This is a genomic window from Halomonas kalidii (assembly GCF_030010475.1).
Lineage (GTDB): Bacteria > Pseudomonadota > Gammaproteobacteria > Pseudomonadales > Halomonadaceae > Halomonas > Halomonas heilongjiangensis.
Window position 1 is genome coordinate 382,112 of the sequence record NZ_JASCQN010000051.1, and the last position, 19,165, is coordinate 401,276.

General features: G+C 68.4%; 18 protein-coding genes. 13 read left to right on the top strand and 5 right to left on the bottom strand.

What is annotated here, in order from left to right:
- Positions 1-35: 35 nt before the first annotated feature.
- The 8 genes from QLQ85_RS18400 (at position 36) to QLQ85_RS18435 (ending at position 8,257) form a co-directional block, all read left to right on the top strand.
- Positions 36-2,468: an LPS-assembly protein LptD gene (locus QLQ85_RS18400; protein ID WP_282740319.1), complete on the top strand. Its 2,433-nt coding sequence runs from the start codon at positions 36-38 to the stop codon at positions 2,466-2,468.
- A gap of 44 nt (positions 2,469-2,512) precedes the next feature.
- Positions 2,513-3,517 carry a peptidylprolyl isomerase gene (locus QLQ85_RS18405; RefSeq protein WP_282740320.1) on the top strand — a complete coding sequence of 335 codons (1,005 nt, stop codon included), beginning with the start codon at positions 2,513-2,515 and terminating at the stop codon, positions 3,515-3,517.
- Positions 3,517-4,575: a 4-hydroxythreonine-4-phosphate dehydrogenase PdxA gene (pdxA, locus tag QLQ85_RS18410; protein ID WP_282740321.1), complete on the top strand. Its 1,059-nt coding sequence runs from the start codon at positions 3,517-3,519 to the stop codon at positions 4,573-4,575. Before QLQ85_RS18405 ends, pdxA begins: the two co-directional genes overlap by 1 nt.
- A gap of 104 nt (positions 4,576-4,679) precedes the next feature.
- The gene (gene rsmA / locus QLQ85_RS18415; protein ID WP_282740322.1) at positions 4,680-5,498 is read left to right on the top strand and encodes a 16S rRNA (adenine(1518)-N(6)/adenine(1519)-N(6))-dimethyltransferase RsmA; all 819 of its coding nucleotides are present in this window, start codon (positions 4,680-4,682) and stop codon (positions 5,496-5,498) included.
- Entirely contained in the window at positions 5,495-5,893 is a 399-nt protein-coding gene (gene apaG / locus QLQ85_RS18420; protein ID WP_282722955.1) for a Co2+/Mg2+ efflux protein ApaG, read from the top strand. Before rsmA ends, apaG begins: the two co-directional genes overlap by 4 nt.
- A 28-nt stretch (positions 5,894-5,921) precedes the next feature.
- Positions 5,922-6,755 (top strand): symmetrical bis(5'-nucleosyl)-tetraphosphatase, encoded by an 834-nt coding sequence (locus QLQ85_RS18425; protein ID WP_282740323.1) that lies wholly within the window; start codon positions 5,922-5,924, stop codon positions 6,753-6,755.
- A 29-nt stretch (positions 6,756-6,784) separates the two neighbouring features.
- Complete coding sequence (glpE, locus tag QLQ85_RS18430; protein WP_282740324.1) at positions 6,785-7,114, top strand: thiosulfate sulfurtransferase GlpE; 330 nt, start codon at positions 6,785-6,787, stop codon at positions 7,112-7,114.
- A gap of 3 nt (positions 7,115-7,117) precedes the next feature.
- Positions 7,118-8,257, top strand: coding sequence for a polynucleotide adenylyltransferase (locus QLQ85_RS18435; protein ID WP_282740325.1), 1,140 nt, complete (start codon positions 7,118-7,120; stop codon positions 8,255-8,257).
- Positions 8,258-8,274: 17 nt separating this feature from the next.
- Here QLQ85_RS18435 and folK read toward each other — a convergent pair whose 3' ends face one another.
- Positions 8,275-8,793, bottom strand: coding sequence for a 2-amino-4-hydroxy-6-hydroxymethyldihydropteridine diphosphokinase (gene folK, locus QLQ85_RS18440; RefSeq protein ID WP_282740326.1), 519 nt, complete (start codon positions 8,791-8,793; stop codon positions 8,275-8,277).
- Positions 8,793-9,158, bottom strand: a complete 366-nt coding sequence (folB, locus tag QLQ85_RS18445; RefSeq protein WP_282740328.1) for a dihydroneopterin aldolase — start codon at positions 9,156-9,158, stop codon at positions 8,793-8,795. The genes folK and folB overlap by 1 nt, the downstream gene beginning before the upstream one ends.
- Positions 9,159-9,346: 188 nt before the next feature.
- Here folB and plsY point away from each other — a divergent pair, with 188 nt between their 5' ends.
- Positions 9,347-9,916 carry a glycerol-3-phosphate 1-O-acyltransferase PlsY gene (gene plsY, locus QLQ85_RS18450; RefSeq protein WP_282740484.1) on the top strand — a complete coding sequence of 190 codons (570 nt, stop codon included), beginning with the start codon at positions 9,347-9,349 and terminating at the stop codon, positions 9,914-9,916.
- Between the two features lie 292 nt (positions 9,917-10,208).
- Here plsY and tsaD read toward each other — a convergent pair whose 3' ends face one another.
- Positions 10,209-11,246, bottom strand: coding sequence for a tRNA (adenosine(37)-N6)-threonylcarbamoyltransferase complex transferase subunit TsaD (gene tsaD / locus QLQ85_RS18455; RefSeq protein ID WP_282740329.1), 1,038 nt, complete (start codon positions 11,244-11,246; stop codon positions 10,209-10,211).
- Positions 11,247-11,550: 304 nt separating this feature from the next.
- Here tsaD and rpsU point away from each other — a divergent pair, with 304 nt between their 5' ends.
- The 3 genes from rpsU to rpoD all read left to right on the top strand — a co-directional run bounded on the left by rpsU (position 11,551) and on the right by rpoD (position 15,854).
- A complete protein-coding gene (gene rpsU / locus QLQ85_RS18460) occupies positions 11,551-11,766 on the top strand; it encodes a 30S ribosomal protein S21 (protein ID WP_086622362.1) in 216 nt (71 codons plus the stop codon).
- Positions 11,767-11,897: 131 nt separating this feature from the next.
- Positions 11,898-13,739: a DNA primase gene (gene dnaG / locus QLQ85_RS18465; RefSeq protein WP_282740330.1), complete on the top strand. Its 1,842-nt coding sequence runs from the start codon at positions 11,898-11,900 to the stop codon at positions 13,737-13,739.
- 258 nt (positions 13,740-13,997) lie between these two features.
- Complete coding sequence (rpoD, locus tag QLQ85_RS18470) at positions 13,998-15,854, top strand: RNA polymerase sigma factor RpoD (protein WP_282740331.1); 1,857 nt, start codon at positions 13,998-14,000, stop codon at positions 15,852-15,854.
- Positions 15,855-15,928: 74 nt separating this feature from the next.
- Here the strand turns inward: rpoD and QLQ85_RS18475 are convergent, their stop codons facing one another.
- The gene (locus QLQ85_RS18475; protein WP_282740332.1) at positions 15,929-16,585 is read right to left on the bottom strand and encodes a hypothetical protein; all 657 of its coding nucleotides are present in this window, start codon (positions 16,583-16,585) and stop codon (positions 15,929-15,931) included.
- Between the two features lie 79 nt (positions 16,586-16,664).
- The gene (locus tag QLQ85_RS18480) at positions 16,665-17,591 is read right to left on the bottom strand and encodes a LysR substrate-binding domain-containing protein (protein ID WP_282722945.1); all 927 of its coding nucleotides are present in this window, start codon (positions 17,589-17,591) and stop codon (positions 16,665-16,667) included.
- A 193-nt stretch (positions 17,592-17,784) separates the two neighbouring features.
- On the opposite strand from QLQ85_RS18480, the gene QLQ85_RS18485 reads away from it, so the two are divergent.
- On the top strand, positions 17,785-19,164 hold the full coding sequence (locus tag QLQ85_RS18485; protein ID WP_282722944.1) for an L-serine ammonia-lyase: 1,380 nt from the start codon (positions 17,785-17,787) through the stop codon (positions 19,162-19,164).
- The last annotated feature ends 1 nt before the right edge of the window (position 19,165 follow it).

Here is a 19,165-nt window from a genome sequence, read left to right on the forward strand (position 1 = left end):
AATACCGATTCATCCCGCCAAGGACATCGAGGAACATGGGCAAGCGACTCACATGGACGGCCCTGGCCGGCCTGGCGACTTCTGGCCTGCTCAGCGGGCCGCTCTCGGCGGCGCCTCCCGAGCCGCTGCCGGCCGAGTCGCTGGACTGGCAACCCTGGGGCGACGACCGTCCCGCGGACGCCCTGTGCCGCGGGACCTACGTGATGCCCGGCTACCGGCTGCCGCCCCCCGAGGGGGGGCGGGTCAGCAGCGAGTCGGACAGCGCCCACTACGGCGAGGACGGCGAGACCATTCTCGGCGGTGAGGTGATCCTTCGTCGTGACACCTCCCAGCTCGAGGCGCCGCGCGTGCGGGTGCCGGGCTCGCGGGAGAGCGCCTTCGCCGAGGGCCCGCTGGCGCTGCGTGACCAGAACCTGCTGGTACGAGGGGAGGCCGCCGAGGTCTCCCTGACCTCGGACGCGGCGAGCATCGACACCGCCCACTACGTGGTCCATGACCATCGCCTGCGTGGCGACGCCGTGCGCCTGCAGCGTCTCGAGGACGGCCGCTACCGCCTCTCGGAAGCGAGCTTCACCACCTGCGACCCGGGCAGCGAGTTGTGGCGCTTGATCGGCAACGACGTGGTGCTCGACCGCGAGAGCGGCTTCGGCACCGCTCGCCACGCGCGCCTCGAGATGGGCCGAGTGCCGGTATTCTACTGGCCCTGGGTGCGCTTTCCCATCGACGACCGCCGTCAAACCGGCTTCCTGTGGCCGGCGCTCGGGGTCTCGGGCGATGGCCTGGACTATGCCCAGCCGTTCTACTGGAACATCGCGCCCAACTTTGACGCCACCATCACCCCGCGCTGGATCACCGACCGCGGCCTGCTGCTGGGCGGCGAGTACCGCTACCTCTTCCCCACGGACGCCGGCCAGCTCGAGGGGGCCTTCCTCGGTAGCGACAAGGGCGGCTCCAGCAGCGAACCGAATGATGCTGCCCGTCGCCACGAGGGCGAGGACCGCTGGTATGTGGACTACCGGCATGCCGGTCGCTTCGATGACCGTACCCGCTATCGGCTTCGCTACGGCGCGGCCAGCGACGGGCGCTACTTCGATGACTTCGGCAGTGACTTCGGCGAGCGCGGCACCTCCAACCTGCCGCGGCTGGCACAGCTCGACTGGCGCGGCGACGTCTGGCAGCTCGACGCCAAGGCCCAGGGCTACCAGAAGCTCGACGACCCGCTGCGCGACCGTGACAAGCCCTTCTATCGCCTGCCCAGCCTGACCGCCAACGCCCGCTGGTCCCAGGACACCGGCTTCTACCAGCAGTGGCGTTCCAATGCCACGCACTTCTGGCGTGACGTGGACGAGAACCGCGTGCCGCTGCGCGAGTCGGCCACCGGCTCGCGGCTGCACCTGTCGCCGGCGACCGGCTGGCGCTTCGATCAAAGCTGGGGGCACCTGGAGCCCCGCGTGGAGTGGCTCGCCACCGCCTATGACCTGGATTACGGCGACCGCCAGACCGACCGCGACACCTCGCTGACCCGCGAGGTGCCGGTCTCTTCGGTGGACGGTGGCCTGGTCTTCGAACGCGAACTGGAACTCGGCGGGCGTGATTACCGTCAGACCCTCGAGCCGCGGTTCAACTACGCCTATGTGCCGGCACGGAACCAGAGCGAGTTTCCCGACTTCGACACCAGGGAGCGGGCCTTCTCCTGGAACCAGCTCTGGTCGCCGTACCGCTTCTCCGGGGCCGACCGGGTGGGGGATCTCAACCGGCTCTCCCTGGGGGTCGAGTCACGGCTGCTGGAGGACGCGCGTGGCCGCGAGCGTCTCGCGGTGGGGGTGGGGCAGTCGGCCTACTTCGATGATCGCACCATCGACATGAACGGCGACCCCGATACGCTGCCTGACCGGGAGCTCCGGGACGAGGAGTGGTATCGCGCTACCCGGGATCGCTCGCCACTGGTGACCCGGCTCGATTGGCGCATCAACGACCAGTGGCGCTCGCGCTGGGAGTGGCTCTATGACGACCAGCGGGAGCGTACCGAACGGGCCTCCACGAGCCTGCAATATCGGGCTCCAGCGGGACACGTGGTGAACCTTGGCTACCGTTGGCAACTCGAAGGCTTCGATCCCTCCCTGGAGGACGAGGACGTACTCAACTACAACCGCGAGGAGTACGACCTGTCGTTCGCCTGGAAGGCGAGCCCTCGGGTCGACATGATCGGGCGCTTCCTCTACGACCACACCAACAGCCGGGCGCTGGAGCAGTTGGCGGGTGTGCAGTGGAACGACTGCTGCTATGGTCTGCAGCTGGTCTGGCGCGAGTGGATCGACGACAACGAGACCGCGAACACCATCGACGACGACTTCACCGATCGAGGGATCTTCCTGCGCTTCGTGTTCAAGGGCCTGGGCGGCGTGGGCCGCGAAGCCGACAGCTATTTCGAGGAGGCCATTCCGGGCTATCGCTCCACCGCCTTCTGACCCGGAGACCGCCAATGAGAGAATCGATGAGAGGAAAGAACGTTATGCGCAGTCGACGTACCGCCACCCTGGGCGCCGGCCTGGCCCTGACTCTGTGTCTCGGGGTCTTGCCGCCGGCGGGCCAGGCCCAGGACTTCCAGCCGATGGAGCGCCGGGCGCTGGACCGCATCGTGGCGGTGGTCAACGAGGGCGCGATCATGGAGAGCGAACTCGACGAGCGTGTCGTGCAGACCCGCAGCCAGCTCGCCGGGCGCGGCATCGATGCGCCCTCGGAGCGTGTCCTGCGTGAGCAGGTGCTCGACCGCATGATCGTCGAGGAGATCCAGCTGCAGATGGCCCGCGACGCCGGGCTCTCCATCGACGACACCGCGCTCAACCGCCAGGTGCGTGCCATCGCCGAGAGCAACGGCATGACCCTGGAGCAGTTCGCCGATGCCCTGGAGGCCGACGGCCTGACCCTGGCGTCGGTGCGCGAAGAGGTACGCCGTGAGATGCTGCTGCGCGAGTTGCAGCAGCGTCAGGTGGCCAGCCGGATCAATGTCAGCGACCGCGAGGTCGAACGCTTTCTCGAACAGCAGGGCGGCGGCGGCGACCAGGTGGTGATCGAGGAGCATCGCGCTCGCCATATCCTGATCGATCTCACCCCCGACCGCGACGACGACCAGGCCCGTCGACTGGCCGAGCAGCTGCGCGGTCGCCTCGAGGCGGGCGAGAGCTTCGCCGCCCTGGCCCAGGAATTCAGCGGCGACCGCGGCAGCGCCATGAATGGCGGCGAGCTCGGCTGGGTGCGCCCCGGTCAGACCGTGCCGGCCTTCGAGGAGGCCCTGACGCAACTCGAGATCGGAGAGGTTTCCCCGCCGGTGCGCTCCCAGTTCGGCTACCACCTGATTCAGGTGGAGGAGCGCCGCCAGCAGGATGTCAGTGGCGAGGCGCGGCGCGACCAGATCCGCCAGGCGCTGTTCCAGCGCAAGGCCAACGAGGAGCTGGAGGTGTGGTTGCAGGAGATCCGCTCCCAGGCCTTCGTCGACAACCGACTCGACGACCGCTGATGGCCGGTACCCCGTCCCCCGTCCTGGCGCTGACCACCGGCGAGCCCGCCGGCATCGGGCCGGAGCTTGCGGTGATGCTGGCGACAAGGGCCGTTCCGGTGGGCCGCGTGGTGGCGGTGGGCGATCCGGCGCTGCTGGCCGAGCGGGCCGCGCTCATCGGTCGTGGCATCGATCTCGTCGAGCTCGCGGCTGGCGATCCCTTGCCGGCACCTCGCCCCGGTGTGCTGCCGGTATGGCCGGTGACGTTGCGCGCGCCGTCGCGGCCCGGCGTGCTCGAGCCGGCCAATGCCGCCTATGTGCTCGAGACCCTGGATGTGGCGATTCGAGCCTGCCGGGAGGGCCACGCCGCCGGCATGGTGACTGCCCCGCTGCACAAGGGCGTGATCCTCGACGCCGGTCATGCCGGCTTCAGCGGCCACACCGAGTATCTGCGCGATGCCTGTGGCGTCGACGAGGTGGTGATGCTGCTGGCCACCGACAGCGCCCTGCACGCCGGCCAGCCGGGCTGGCGGGGCGATAGCGCGCTGCGCGTGGCGCTCGCCACCACCCACCTGCCGCTGCGCGAGGTGAGCGATGCCATCACCGGGCCCCGCCTGGCGCGAATCCTGCGCATCCTCGATGCCGACCTGCGGCGCTGGTTCGGCATCGAGGCGCCGCGTATCGCGGTCTGCGGACTCAACCCCCACGCCGGGGAGGGCGGTCACCTGGGACGCGAGGAGCTTGACGTCATCATTCCGGCGCTGGAGACGCTGCGCGCCGAGGGCCTGGCCCTTGACGGCCCGCTCCCCGCCGATACCCTGTTCACTCCGCGACACCTCGAGGGCGTCGATGCGGTGCTGGCGATGTACCATGACCAGGGCCTGCCGGTGCTCAAGTACGCCGGCTTCGGGCGCGCCGCCAACATCACCCTGGGCCTGCCGCTGGTGCGCACCTCGGTGGATCACGGCACAGCGCTGGACCTGGCCGGCCGCGGCAGCGCCGACCCGGGCAGCCTCGCGGTGGCCGTGGCGCTGGCCGCCGACATGGCCCGGCGCGGCGCTGAAGTGGCGCCCATGTAAGGGTTCACAGCGCCTCCGCGATGGTCCGGCACCCCGGGGGCTGTCGCCGGATCACACCGTATAGCATCCAGCAGAAGACCACAGCGATAGAAGGACACCCCTGAATGGCATCCCGCCCCCCGGTTCATCGGGCCCGCAAGCGTTTCGGCCAGAATTTCCTGCGCGACCCGGGCATCGTCTCGCGCATCGTGCGCGCCATCGGGCCGCGGCCCGGCGAGCGCCTGGTGGAGATCGGCCCCGGCCAGGGTGCGCTGACCGAACCGTTGCTGGACGCGGCCGGCGGGCACCTGGAGGTGATCGAGCTCGACCGTGACCTGATCCCCGGACTGCGCGTGCAGTTCTTCAATCATGCCGGGTTCGTGATCCACGAGGGCGACGCCCTGAAGTTCGACTTTCGAGCACTCCGGGGCGAGGGAGAGCCGCTGCGGGTGGTCGGCAACCTGCCCTACAACATCTCCACTCCCCTGATCATGCACCTGCTCGAGGCCGGTGACGCGGTCGCCGACATGCATTTCATGTTGCAGAAGGAGGTGGTCGACCGTCTGGCTGCCGAACCGGGCGGGGCCGACTGGGGCCGGCTCTCGGTGATGGCCCAGTACCACTGCCGGGTCGACTCGCTGTTCGTGGTACCGCCGGAGGCGTTCGTGCCGAGGCCCAAGGTCGACTCCGCCATCGTTCGCCTCACCCCCCACGCCGAACGGCCGCACCGGGCGCATGACGAGGCGCAGTTGTTTACCCTGGTCCGCGAAGCCTTCGGCCAGCGGCGCAAGACCTTGCGCAACAACCTCAAGGGCCGCATCGAGGCGGCCGACCTCGAGATCTTGGGGATCGACCCCAGCCGCCGCCCTCAGACCCTGACGGTGGCCGAGTTCGTGCGCATCGCCAACCACCTGGCCGATACCGGGCAAGGAGCGACCCCATGACCCTGAGAACCCCCGAAGAACTCGACGATGCCGTGCGTGTCGACGTGGAGCCGGTCTTTCGCGTGGAGGAGTCTGCCCCCGACGAGCAGCGTTTCGTCTTCAGTTACACGGTCACGGTGCACAATCACTCCCAGCGCAGTGTGCAGCTGCTCGCCCGCTACTGGAAGATCACCCAGGGCAGTGGCAAGGTGCAGGAAGTGCGCGGCAAGGGCGTGGTGGGGCAGCAGCCGATGATCGGCCCGGGCCAGACCTTTCGCTACACCAGCCGGGCGATCCTCGATGGCCCGGTGGGGGTGATGGAGGGGGCCTACACCTGTGTCGATACCGCCAGCCAGCGTCCCTTCGAGGTGGCCATCGCGCCCTTCCGGCTGGCCGGCCCCAACCAGGTGCACTGAGCAATCACACGCGTCGCAAGGAGCGGAGATGACCACCTACGCCATCGGTGATCTGCAGGGTTGCCACGCCGAATTCGTCGCGCTGCTCGAACGGCTCGATTTCGATCCACGCCGGGACCGGCTGTGGCTCGCCGGTGATCTGGTCAATCGCGGGCCCGAGTCGCTGGCCTGCCTGCGGGAGGTGATGGCGCTGGGCGAGGCGGCCACCACGGTGCTCGGCAATCACGACCTGCACCTGTTGGCGGTGGCGCGGGGGGGAGAACGCGTGAAGCCCAGCGACACCCTGGCGGAGGTGCTCGAGGCGCCGGACCGCGAGCGGCTGCTCGACTGGCTGCAGTCACGTCCCCTGTTGATGCGTGCTGCCGGGACACCCGGCAACGGCGAGACGGTGATGACCCATGCCGGGCTGCCGCCCCAGTGGTCGGTGGCACTTGCCGCCGACCTGGCCGGGGAGCTCGAGGCGCGGCTGGCCAGCGAGCACGCCGGGGCCTTCCTCGAGCGGATGTACGGCAACGAGCCATCCCGCTGGCGCGACGACCTCGAAGGCATCGATCGTCTGCGGGTGATCGTCAACACCTTCACCCGTATGCGCTTCATCGACGCCGAGGGACGGCTCGATTTCACCACCAAGGAGGGGCTCGACAGTGCCCCTCCCGGCTTCGCCCCCTGGTTCCAGTACCCGCGTGCCGACGACCCCTGGCTGCTGTTTGGCCACTGGGCCGCCCTGCAGGGCCGGCTGCCCGGTTGCCGGATCCGCGCCGAGGCACTGGATACCGGCTGTGTCTGGGGCGGTCGCCTGACGGCCCTGAACCTGGCGAGCGGCGAGCGTGTCAGTGTGCCTAGTCGCCGGGGCCACTCCTGATTCCCCATTCCGACGACCCGGAGTCCACCATGGACGCACCTGCTTTTCGACACCTGGACATTCCGACCCTGGGCGAGCGGCTCTCCAGCGACACCACGCTCACCCTGGTCGATATCCGCGATCCCATGAGCTTCGCCGAGGGCCATATTCCCGGCAGTCGCCACCTGGACAACAACAGCGTGGCGGCCCTGCTCGAGGAGATCCCCCGGGAGCGTCCGCTGGTGGTGGTCTGCTACCACGGCCATTCCAGCCAGCAGGCGGCCGACTGGTTGGCGGGCCAGGGCTTCGCCGAGGTCTACAGCCTCGACGGGGGCTTCGCCGGCTGGCGGCTGCGGTATCCCGAGCGGGTGGAGCGCTGAGCCATGGCCGAGGCACGGGACCCGTACCTGCACGGGCTCGAGGTCTATCGGGTCGGCGGGGCGGTGCGCGATGCGCGGCTCGGCTGGCCGGTCTACGACAACGACTGGGTGGTGGTGGGCGCCACGCCGGAGGCGTTGACCCGCCGGGGCTTCAGGCCGGTGGGGCGCGACTTCCCGGTCTTCCTGCATCCCGAGACCCACGAGGAGTACGCCCTGGCCCGCACCGAGCGCAAGTCCGGCCACGGCTACACCGGGTTCTCGGTGCACGCCAGTCCCGAGGTGACGCTCGAGGAAGACCTGGCGCGGCGCGACCTGACCATCAACGCCATGGCCGAGACACCGGGGGGCGAGCTGATCGATCCCCACGGCGGCCTGGCCGATCTGGAGGCACGGCGGCTGCGCCACGTATCGCCGGCCTTCGTCGAGGATCCGCTACGGGTGCTGCGCACTGCCCGGTTCCTGGCCCGCTACGCCGGGCTCGGCTTCGTCATCGCCGACGAGACCCGGGCACTGATGGCCGAACTGGTGGACAGCGGCGAGCTGGCCCACCTGGTGGCCGAGCGTGTCTGGACCGAGACCGAGAAGGCCCTCGGGGAGCCCTGGCCGGAGGTCTACTTCCAGGCCCTGGACGAGTGTGGCGCCCTGGCGCAGTTGTTGCCGGAACTGGTGGCAGACCGCGAGGCCCTGGACCAGGCACTGGGACGGCTGCACCGCTTGCCCGAGGACATCGAGGCCGAGCAGGAGGTCCGTTGGCGCTGGGCTCGGCTGGTCGAGCACCTGGCGGAGCCGGCGCGAGCGGCCCTGGCCGAGCGCCTGCGCCTGCCCAGGGCCCATGCCGACCTGGCGCACCAGGCCGCTCTGACGCGGACATTGAGGCTGGAGGCCGCATGTGCGGCACCGGATGGCGCACGGGTAATGGCCTGGCTCGATGGCATCGATGCCTGGCGACGCAGCGAGCGGGTCGCTCCACTGATCAGCCTGGTCAGCCTGGATGCTCCCGAGCTGGCCGAGGACCTGGCGCTGGCCTGGCGGCTGGCGGCGCAGATTCTCCCGGCCCTGCTGATGGAGGAGGGGTTCAAGGGGCGTGAGTTGGGCGCGGAGCTCGCCCGGCGACGGCGTGAGGCGATCGACGCCGCGCTGTGACGGTGAACGAGGGGGGGCTAGTCGGCCCGGGAGATCGTACGGCCGGCCCACACGAAGTCCACCGGCCAGAGGCGCTGATCGCCGGCCTCGAAGCTCGCCCAGTGGGCACGATAGGTCCGGCCGGTGAGCGGATGGCGCGTTTCCGGCAGCAGTTCGGCCAGTGGCTGCAGCACGAAGGCGTGATGAAGGATCTCGTCGCGCGGCAGGTCGATGCCGTCGTGGAGGCCGGTGAGGTCGCCTACCGTCAGCAGGTCGATGTCCAGGGTGCGGGGGCTGAACTTGGGGCTGTCCTTGCGTCGGCCGTTGGCGAACTCCAGCCGCTTGCACCAGGCCTGCAGCTCGCCCACCGGCCAGTCGCTGGCGAAGGTCGCCACCAGATTGTAGAAGTTGCGGCCGTCCTCGAAGCCCACCGGTTCGCTCTCGAAGACTCGCGAGACGGCCAGTTCGCCGAAGGTGGCCGTCAGCGCGTCCAGGCAGGCACGCACGTAGCGGTCGCGGTCGATGTTGCTGCCGATGCTGACGCTGACCCGAGCCATCAGCTGTCCTCCGGCGGGGTGCCGCGCTCGATGCGCACCCCCACCGCCGCGGCGGCCGCCACGGCACCGGGCTTGCGCACGGTCAGGCGCAGCCAGGCGATGGCGAACTCCTCGCGCAGGGCGGTCGCGAGCCGCTCGGCGAAGGTCTCCACCAGGGCGAAGTCGTGTTCGCCGGCGAAGGCCACGATGCGCTCGCTGACGGCGGCGTAGTCCAGCGTCAGGGCGATGTCGTCGTCCGCCGCGGCCGGGCGGATGTCGGTGGCGAGTTCGAGGTCGAGCACCAGGCGCTGGGTGATGGTGCGTTCCCAGTCGTAGACCCCGATCACGGTGTCCACGGCGAGCGACTCGATCAGCACAAGATCCATGGATGGTGCTTCCGGGCTGGGTGGTGGTAGAGATAATGTGGCGGGGATTGTACGTGAGCGCGGCGCGCAACGACACCGCGCGGACGACGCCCGGCTGTCCTGTCGCGCCCGGGGCTGGCAGAATTCGTCGTCGGACAACAACGAGAGGCCGGCCCGTGGCGGTGCAACCCGAACTCCTTCTCCCGCTGATGGCGCTGGGCTACCTCAGTGGTACCTGGCTCGGTGCCTTGACCGTGTGCCGGCTCGCCGGCGTGCGTGACCCGCGCCTGGCCGGTTCCTGCAATCCCGGCTTCTCCAATGTGCTGCGCCTCTACGGCACGCGCCTGGCCCTGGCCACCCTGGTGGTGGATGCGGCCAAGGGCATGCCGGTGCTGTGGCTGGCCATGGCCATGGGAATGCCGCCCTGGGCCCAGGGGCTGGTCGGTCTCGGTGTGCTGCTGGGCCACAGCTATCCGGCCTGGCACCGCTTCCGCGGCGGCAAGGCGGTGGCCAGCGCCTTCGGCGTGATGCTGGTACTGACGCCCTGGGTGGCGCTGGTCTGTGCGGCGCTCTGGTCACTGCTGGCCTGGCGGGTGCGCACCGCCGCCATCGCCACCCTGGCCAGTGCGGCCCTGGCGCCGCTGGCCAGCATCTGGCTGGCGCCGGATTATGTCGGGGTGGTGATCGCCTTCACCCTGCTGGTGCTGGCACGCCATGTGCTCAATATCCGCCGGCTGGGGCGGGGTGACGAGCCGGGGTTGGGGCGCCGTCACGACTAGTCAACCCGCGACGTCGGTGGCTCGGGAGGGTGACGAAGCTCGCGATCCCGTGGACGAAACCCTGACACATCGCTTGCGGCCTGCGCGTCGGGCCGGAACAAGGTCCCTCTTGCCGGCCCTGAATCGACATCCCTGTCGATTCCCGCGCGCCGCAGCGCTCGTTGTCAGCGTCCCCGGGTATATATCGCTTCGCATCGTTACCCTGTCTCGCCCGCTTCTGGTAGCCAGGCGGCAACTGGCTCTTGGCTGAGCGCCTGCCCGAGGGTCGGCCGCGGGAGAAGGTCGCCAGCCGTCAGGTGCCGGCCGGGGCCTCGAGGCTATCCATCGGCCAGCGCGGCACGGCCTTCATGATGCCGGTCTCGTCGTGCTCGCCGGCCAGCAGCCGCTGGGCGCCCACGTAGGCGATCATCGCCCCGTTGTCGGTGCAGAAGCGCCCGCGGGGGTAGTAGGCGCGGGCGCCGCGCTTGTCGGTCTCGCGCTCGAGGCGCTCGCGCAGGCGCACGTTGGCACTCACCCCGCCGGCCACCACCAGCCGCTTGAGGTCGGTCGCGTCGAGGGCGCGGCGGCACTTGATCACCAGGGTGTCCACCACCGCCTCCTCGAAGGCCCGGGCCACGTCGGCGCGCGCCTGGTCGTCCAGGTTCCCGGCCGCCTCCAGCTCGCGGATCGCCGTCAGGGTATGGGTCTTGAGCCCCGAGAAGCTGAAGTCCAGGCCCGGCCGGTCGGTCATCGGCCGGGGAAAACGGAAGCGCTTCGGGTCGCCCGCCTCGGCCAGCCGGGCCACATGGGGGCCGCCCGGGTAGTCCAGGCCGAGCATCTTGGCCGCCTTGTCGAAGGCCTCGCCGGCGGCGTCGTCCACCGACTCTCCGAGCAGCCGGTAGTGTCCCAGTCCCCGCACCTCCACCAGTTGGGTGTGGCCGCCGGAGACCAGCAGGGCGACGAAGGGGAAGGCCGGCGGCTCGTCCTCGAGCATCGGCGCCAGCAGGTGGCCCTCCATGTGGTGGACGCCGAGCACCGGGATGCCCAGCGCACGGGCCATGCCGTGGGCGGTGCTGGCGCCCACCATCAGCGCCCCCACCAGGCCGGGGCCAGCGGTGTAGGCGATGCCGTCGAGCTCGTGGCGGGCCAGGCCTGCCTCGTCGAGCACCTGCTGGATCAGCGGCAGCAGCCGGCGGGTATGGTCGCGGGAGGCGAGTTCGGGCACCACGCCGCCATAGTCGGCGTGCATGGCGACCTGGCTGTAGAGCGCGTCGGCCACGAGGCCGCGGTCGCTGTCGAAGAGGGCGACGCCGGTCTCGTCGCAGGAAGTCTCGATGCCCAGTACGCGCATGGTGATGGCTCGGTAGTGCGGGGGAGGGCCGTATTCTACGCGCTTTGGCCGCGGGACGGCAGGGGCCGGGGTGGAAACGGTTTGCAAAGCCTGTGCCTCGGGTCTAGACTATTGTGCGCTGCAAGACTGGGTCGTGCACCCAGGTGGCGATTTCCCGTGACGCATCCGCCCGGGGTTTGTTGCTTTCCGGTACCGTCCGACGACGGTTCGCCGGCAAGGTCGGGCATGGTGCCAGCGGCAGGAGCCGCCCGCAGGGGTGTGCGTACTAACCGAACTCAAGTTTCCTAAGGTAGGTGAGTGCTTAATGCCTTCTGTCAAAGTACGTGATAACGAGCCGTTTGACGTCGCGCTGCGTCGCTTCAAGCGTTCCTGTGAAAAAGCCGGTGTTCTCTCCGAGGTTCGTCGTCGCGAGAACTACGAGAAGCCGACCGCAGAGCGCAAGCGCAAGGCGGCTGCCGCCGTCAAGCGCCATGCCAAGAAGCTTCAGCGCGAGCGCAAGCGTTTCGAACGGCTCTATTGATCCGTACTGGAGTCGGCCGCAGCGCATTGCGCGGGCCGTCTCAGGAGGGACGCCAAGCGGCCGCCATTAGGTGGCCGCTTGTTTTTTCCGCCGCGCGCTCGTTGTCGCCCCGCTCGAGGTAGTTCACCAGGATGGCCGGTCAGATTCCGCAGCGTTTCATCGATGACCTGCTGGCTCGCGTCGACGTGGTCGAGGTGGTCGGCGAGCGCGTGCAGTTGAAGAAGGCCGGGCGCAACTACTCGGGGCTCTGCCCCTTCCACCAGGAGAAGACGCCGTCGTTCACCGTCAGCGCCGACAAGCAGTTCTACCACTGCTTCGGCTGCGGTGCCCACGGCAGCGCCCTGCGCTTCCTGATGGAGTACGACAAGCTGCGCTTCCCGGAAGCCGTGGAGCAACTCGCCTCCCGTCTCGGCATGGAGGTGCCCCGGGAGGGCGCCGACGATCCGCGGGCACAGGCCCGGGAGCGCAAGCGCAAGGAGGGGGTCAACCTGCTCGAGCTCTCGGCGGCCTTCTTCCGCGAGCGGCTGAAGATGCCGGAAGCCGGCGCGGCCCGGGAGTACCTGGCGCGTCGCGGCCTGTCGTCCGAGGTCCAGCAGGCCTTCGGCATCGGCTATGCCCCCGACGGCTGGGAGGCGCTCAAGCGCCACCTGGACGAGCGGGGGATCCCCGAGGCGGTGCAGGTGGAGTATGGCCTGCTGGTGCACCGGGAGGAGAGCGGGCGCACCTATGACCGCTTCCGCGACCGGGTGATGTTCCCGATCCGCGACCTCAAGGGGCGCACCATCGCCTTCGGCGGGCGGGTGCTGGGCGATGCCAGGCCCAAGTACCTGAATTCGCCCGAGACGCCGGTGTTCCACAAGGGACGTGAGCTCTACGGGCTTTTCGAGGCGCGCCAGGCCGAATCGCGCCTCGAGCGCCTGGTGATCGTCGAGGGCTACATGGACGTGGTGGCCCTGGCACAGTTCGGCATCCGCAACGCCGTGGCGACGCTGGGGACCTCGACCAGCGAGGAGCATCTCTCCCGGCTGTTCCGGCTGGTGGGCGAGGTGGTGTTCTGCTTCGACGGCGATCGGGCGGGCCGCCAGGCGGCGGCCCGGGCGCTGGAGACGGTGCTGCCGCTGATGATCGACGGCCGCCAGGCGCGCTTCCTGTTCCTGCCCGAAGGCGAGGATCCGGACACCCTGGTGCGCCGCGAGGGCCCTGAGGCCTTCCAGGACCGCATCACCTGCGCCAGCCCGCTGTCGGAGTTTCTCTTCGACCAGGCGGCGGCGGGGCGCGACCTGGCCCGGATGGAGGATCGTGAACGCTATGCCAGCCAGGTGCTGACGGCGCTCGGCAGATTGCCGGAAGGCGTGCTCAAGTCGCTGATGCTCAGTGAACTCTCGCGGCGTACCGGCGTCGACCAGTCAAGCTTCGAGAGTTTGCTGGCGCGCAGCGCCCCGGGGAGCGACTCGGCGCCTAGCGAGGCGAGCGGGGGCGGCGATGAGCCCGACGTGCCGGGAAACGAGGTGCCACCCCCCGAGGGGGGCGGGCGGCGCGGGGCCGGTAGCGGCTCGCTGAGCCTGGTGGCGCGAATGCTGCAGCTGCTGGTGCACGAGCCGTTACTGATCGAGCGGGTGCCCGAGGGCGACGACTGGTGCCCGGCGGACGATAGCGATGGTGTGCTGTGCCGGGAGGTGATCCGGCTGCTGCGGGCGGGGCGCTACCGCAGCGCCCAGGTGCTGCTGGCGCACTTTCACGGCAGTCGCGAGGGCGAGCGGCTGGCGGAGCTGGCGCGTCGCGAGCCCCTGGTCCCGAGGGCGCTGCGGGGGACGGAGCTGGACAACTGGGTGGCCTACTTCCAGCGCCATCGCCGGCGGCGCTCGCCTCAGGAGGAGTACGACGCCCTGCTGGCCCGGATGCAGGCCGGGGAGCGGCTGTCGCCAGAGGAGCGTCAGCGGCTGAACGGGCTGTTGATGGAGCTGAAGGGGTGAGACTGGCCGTCGCATGTGGGAAGGGGCGTGGCGATCGCCGGAAATTGGCCACGGGGTTGATTTTCCTCCTACCATCACCATATACACCAGCGTCACATGAGCGGGACGCAACCTGACAACCTAACACACCTGAATGACCGCGCAAATACATCGAACTGGCAAAAGGGCGGTCTACCCCGCTATACTGTTCGGCTTATCGAGTTTTCTCCGCCTCAGTGCTTCAGGTGCTTCATTCTTCTTCGTCGAGATAGGGTTTCTATGGCTGGAAATGCGCAGCAGCAGTCACGTCTGAAGGAGTTGATCGCGCGCGGCAAGGAACAGGGCTACCTGACCTATGCCGAGGTCAACGACCATCTACCCGAGGATATCGCCGACCCGGATCAGGTGGAAGACATCATCGGCATGATCAATGACATGGGTATCAGCGTCGTCGAGGAGGCTCCCGACGAGGATACCCTGATGATGTCCGATCACTCCACCGACGAGTCGGCCGCCGAGGAGGCCGTGGCGGCGCTGGCAGCGGTGGAAAGCGATGTGGGCCGGACCACCGACCCGGTGCGCATGTACATGCGCGAGATGGGCACGGTGGAGCTGCTGACCCGCGAGGGTGAGATCGAGATCGCCAAGCGCATCGAGGAGGGCACGCGCGAAGTGATGTCGGCGCTGGCCTACCTGCCCGGTGCCGTGGAGTCCATCCTCGAGGCCTATGACGCCACCCAGGACGAGGAGGCGCCCGGGCGTCTGTCCGACCTCTTTTCCGGCTTCATCGATCCCGACGAGGGTATCCCCGGGGTGGCCGAGGCCGAGATCCCCGAGCCCGAGGTCAGTGACGATCTCGGTGACGACGTGGACGGCGACGGCGATGAGGACGCCGAGGACGACGATACCAGCAGCAGTGAGGGCGGCCCGGATCCCGAAGAGGCCAAGGCGCGCTTCGAGCAGATCCGTGAGCAGAATGCCCTGGTGCAGGCTGCCATCGAGAAGCACGGTCGTCGCTCCGCGGAGGCCCTGGCCGAGCAGGCGCGCCTGGCCGAGCTGTTCTCGCCGATCAAGCTGGTGCCGAAGCATTTCGAGCGGTTGGTCAACCAGGTTCGCATCAGCGTCGAGCAGGTGCGTGCTCAGGAGAAGGCCGTGATGCAGCTCTGCGTCAAGAAGGCTCGGGTGCCGCGCAAGACCTTCATCAAGACCTTCCCCGGCAGCGAGTCCCGTCCGGAGTGGCTGGACGAGTTTGCCGCCGCGAACCCGAAGTATGCCGACCGCCTCGAACCGCTGCGTGGCGATATCCAGCGCGCCCAGCGCAAGATCGCCTTCGAGGAGGAGATGGTCCGGCTGCCGGTGACCGAGATCAAGGAGGTCAATCGTCGCCTCTCCATCGGCGAGGCCAAGGCGCGCCGGGCCAAGAAGGAGATGGTCGAGGCCAATCTGCGCCTGGTGATCTCCATCGCCAAGAAGTACACCAACCGCGGCTTGCAGTTCCTGGACCTGATCCAGGAGGGCAACATCGGCCTGATGAAGGCGGTGGACAAGTTCGAATACCGTCGTGGTTACAAGTTCTCCACCTACGCCACCTGGTGGATCCGCCAGGCGATCACCCGCTCGATCGCCGACCAGGCGCGCACCATCCGTATCCCGGTGCACATGATCGAGACCATCAACAAGCTCAACCGCGTGTCGCGGCAGATGCTCCAGGAGATGGGGCGCGAGCCGACACCGGAAGAGCTCGGAGAGCGTCTCGAGATGCCCGAGGACAAGGTGCGCAAGGTGCTCAAGATCGCCAAGGAGCCGATCTCCATGGAGACGCCCATCGGTGACGACGACGACTCGCACTTGGGCGATTTCATCGAGGACGGCAGTATCCTGCTGCCCATCGACTCGGCCACCGGCGAGGGGTTGATCGAGGCCACCCGCAACGTGCTCGGCGGCCTCACCGCCCGCGAGGCCAAGGTGCTGCGCATGCGCTTTGGCATCGACATGAACACCGACCATACCCTCGAGGAGGTCGGCAAGCAGTTCGATGTCACCCGCGAGCGGATTCGCCAGATCGAGGCCAAGGCGCTGCGCAAGCTGCGCCACCCCAGCCGTTCGGAGCCGCTGCGCTCGTTCCTCGACGAGTGAGCCTGGAGCTCGGTACCAACGACGACGCCCGTGGCCAAGGCCGCGGGCGTCGTCGTTTCGGCCTGCCTCGTGAGCTACCCTGCCCGGCGGGCCAGGTGCCAGCGCCGGGCGAGCAGCGTCAGCTCGATCACCGCGATCAGGATCAGTGCATAGCCGAACAGCTCGACCACTTCCTCGGCGGCATCCTTGAAGGTGCGTGCATAGTGCTCCTGGAGCACCGCTTCCCAGAAGGCGCTGCGCCCGTAGAGTCGCGAGAAGACATAGGTGGTCAGCACCCCGGCGGCGAACAGGCCGAAGGAGAAGCTATTGGCGTAGGCGGCGAACTCGGCCAGGAAGCGGCGCCGTGCGCGGATCACCAGGTAGAGGCACGGCACGATCACCAGGGTCACCAGCAGTTGCCAGGCGCCGTCGAAGACGTAGCGGTCGAGGACGGCATCCTGCTCGCGGATCAGTGAACTGAAGACGAAGGCGAACACCAGCAGGGTAAGGGTGGGCAGCACCTTCAGTACCTGACGGGTGTAGAGCAGCAGCACCGAGGCGGTGAGCAGCAAGGCGCTCTGGGCCAGCTCGGTGAAGCCGCGCTCCGTGAAGCGCACACCGTGGAAGTGGAGGGCCTCGAGGTAGGCGCCCTGAGCCAGGGCGGCGATGAACAGGATATAGAGGGTGGCGCGCAGGCAGGTGGCAGCGAAGCCGATCGGCCAGGGTTGGCCGGGAGGCAGCTCATGGGGCATCTGGGAGTTCCGCGGTGATAATGGCATGCAATGTTGTATCGCATTGTATCGCCATCGTGCCATGCTGCCTATGGCCGGTTCAGTCCGGCGTGGCGGTTCGTCTCGCTTCCTCGACGATCCAGTCGTGCACCGCCAGGACCCGGCGATCGTCCAGGGCTCCCTGGGCATGCACGATGCCGTAATGCATGCCGGTGGCCACCCGCTGTGCAAAGGGGGCGATCAGCATACCGCTGCCGAGCTCGCCGCTGATCAGTGTCTGGCGGGCGATGGCCACCCCCATGCCGGCGGTGGCGGCCTCCATGATCAGCTGGTTGCGGTTGAAGGTGTAGCCACGGCGCACGTTGACATGGGGGGCCTCGATGGCTCGGAGATAATGCTCCCACTCGGCATAGTCGTGACTGCCGCGCCAGGCGGTGACATCGTGCAGCAGCGGGTACCAGGCCAGGTCCTCGGGTCGGCGCAGCGGCGGGCGACCGCGCAGCAGGGAAGGCGAGCAGACCGGAAAGATCCGCTCCTCCATCAGTGGTGTGATCGAGAAGCCGGGGTAGTGGCCGTCGTTGAGATCGATGGCCAGGTCGAAGTCGCCTTCACGCAGCGAGATGTTGCTGTCCTCGGCGATCACGTGCAGCTCGATGTCGGGAAAGCGCGCCTGCAGCCGCGGCAGTCGCGGCATCAACCAGCGGGCCAGGAAAGAGGGCACCGAGCGCAGGCGGATGATACCGCTCATCACCCCGCTGCGCAGCCGCTTCACCTCGAGCCCCACCGCCTGGTAGGCCTGGTCCACCACCGCCGCCAGGCGCTTGCCTTCCTCGGTGAGCTCCAGCTGGCGTGGCCGGCGCCGGAACAGCTTGAACCCCAGGCGCTCCTCCAGCTGCTTGATCTGCTGGCTCACCGCGCCGGTGGTGACGTGCAGCTCCTCGGCGGCGCGGGTGAAGGAGAGATGGCGGGCGCTGATCGCGAAGACCTTCAGCCAGGCATGGGTCTGGGCATTGAGATGACGGCTCATGGTTCAGTTCTGCTAAATTGAGAAGGAGATATTATCGATTGTGGGCGACCGGCGAACAGAGTGACCATAGCGTAAATGCCTCGTCGAGGCACCCATGCATGCACGATGATGGGCTCAGTGGTTTAGTCAGGCTCATGTATTGTGTCGAAATGGTCTTGATGGCGACGGCCGGTGTCGCCCTGGAGCAAGCGAGATGTCCATCAGTGTGTTCGACCTGTTCAAGATCGGCGTAGGCCCGTCGAGCTCCCATACCGTGGGGCCCATGCGGGCTGCCTATGATTTCCTCGAGGAGCTGCGTGCGCGGGACCTGCTGGAGCGGGTGGCTCGACTGGAGGTGCAGCTGTTCGGCTCGCTCTCGGCCACGGGCATCGGCCACGGTACCGACCGGGCCGTGATCGTGGGGCTGATGGGTGAGCGCCCCGACCACATCGACCCGGCGATCATCGGCCCCTGCATCGAGGAACTGCTGGAGTCCGGCACCCTGCTGCTGGATGGCCACCTGGCGATTCCCTTCCACTGGGCCCGGGACATGCAGCTGCACGACGAAAGCCTGCCGCATCACCCGAATGCCATGCGCCTGATCGCCCATGGGCACAGCGATGAGCTGCACCGCAACACCTACTATTCGGTGGGGGGCGGCTTCGTGGTCGATGAGGAGCAGGCCCGCTCCGGCGAGTTGGACAGCGACAGGACGGCCCTGCCCTACGATTTCAACTCCGCCGCCGAACTGATGGCGCTGTGCCGCATGCATGACCTGCGGATCAGCGAACTGATGCTGGAGAACGAGAAGGCGTGGCGCAGCGAGGCCGAGGTCCGCAGCGGGCTGTGGGAGATCTGGCAGGCCATGCAGGCCTGCGTGGAGACCGGCCTGCACAACGAGGGCATCCTGCCCGGCGGCCTCAACGTGCGCCGGCGTGCCGCGGCGCTGCATCGTCGCCTGCTGGCCACGGAGAATGACGGCAGCCTGATCGCCTCGACCTTCTCCGCCATGGACTGGGTCAATGTCTTCGCCCTGGCGGTGAACGAGGAGAACGCCGCCGGTGGCCGCATGGTCACCGCGCCTACCAACGGGGCGGCCGGCATCATTCCCGCGGTACTTCACTACTACATGAAGTTCCAGTCCGGTGCGGATGAGCGCGATGTGGTCGACTTCCTGCTCGCCGCCGGGGCGGTGGGCATCCTGTGCAAGAAGAACGCTTCGATCTCCGGTGCCGAGGTGGGCTGTCAGGGCGAGGTGGGTTCGGCCTGCGCCATGGCGGCGGCGGGCCTCGCCGAGGTCATGGGGGGCAGTGTGCCCCAGGTGGAGAATGCCGCCGAGATCGGCCTGGAGCATAACCTGGGGCTGACCTGCGACCCGGTGGGCGGGCTGGTGCAGGTACCCTGCATCGAGCGCAACGCCATCGCCTCGGTGAAGGCGATCAACGCCGCCCAGATGGCCCTGCGCGGCGACGGCGAGCACTTCATCTCGCTGGACAAGGTGATCCGCACCATGCGCGACACCGGGGCCGACATGCAGGAGAAGTACAAGGAGACCTCCCGCGGCGGTCTCGCGGTCAATGCCATCGAGTGCTGAG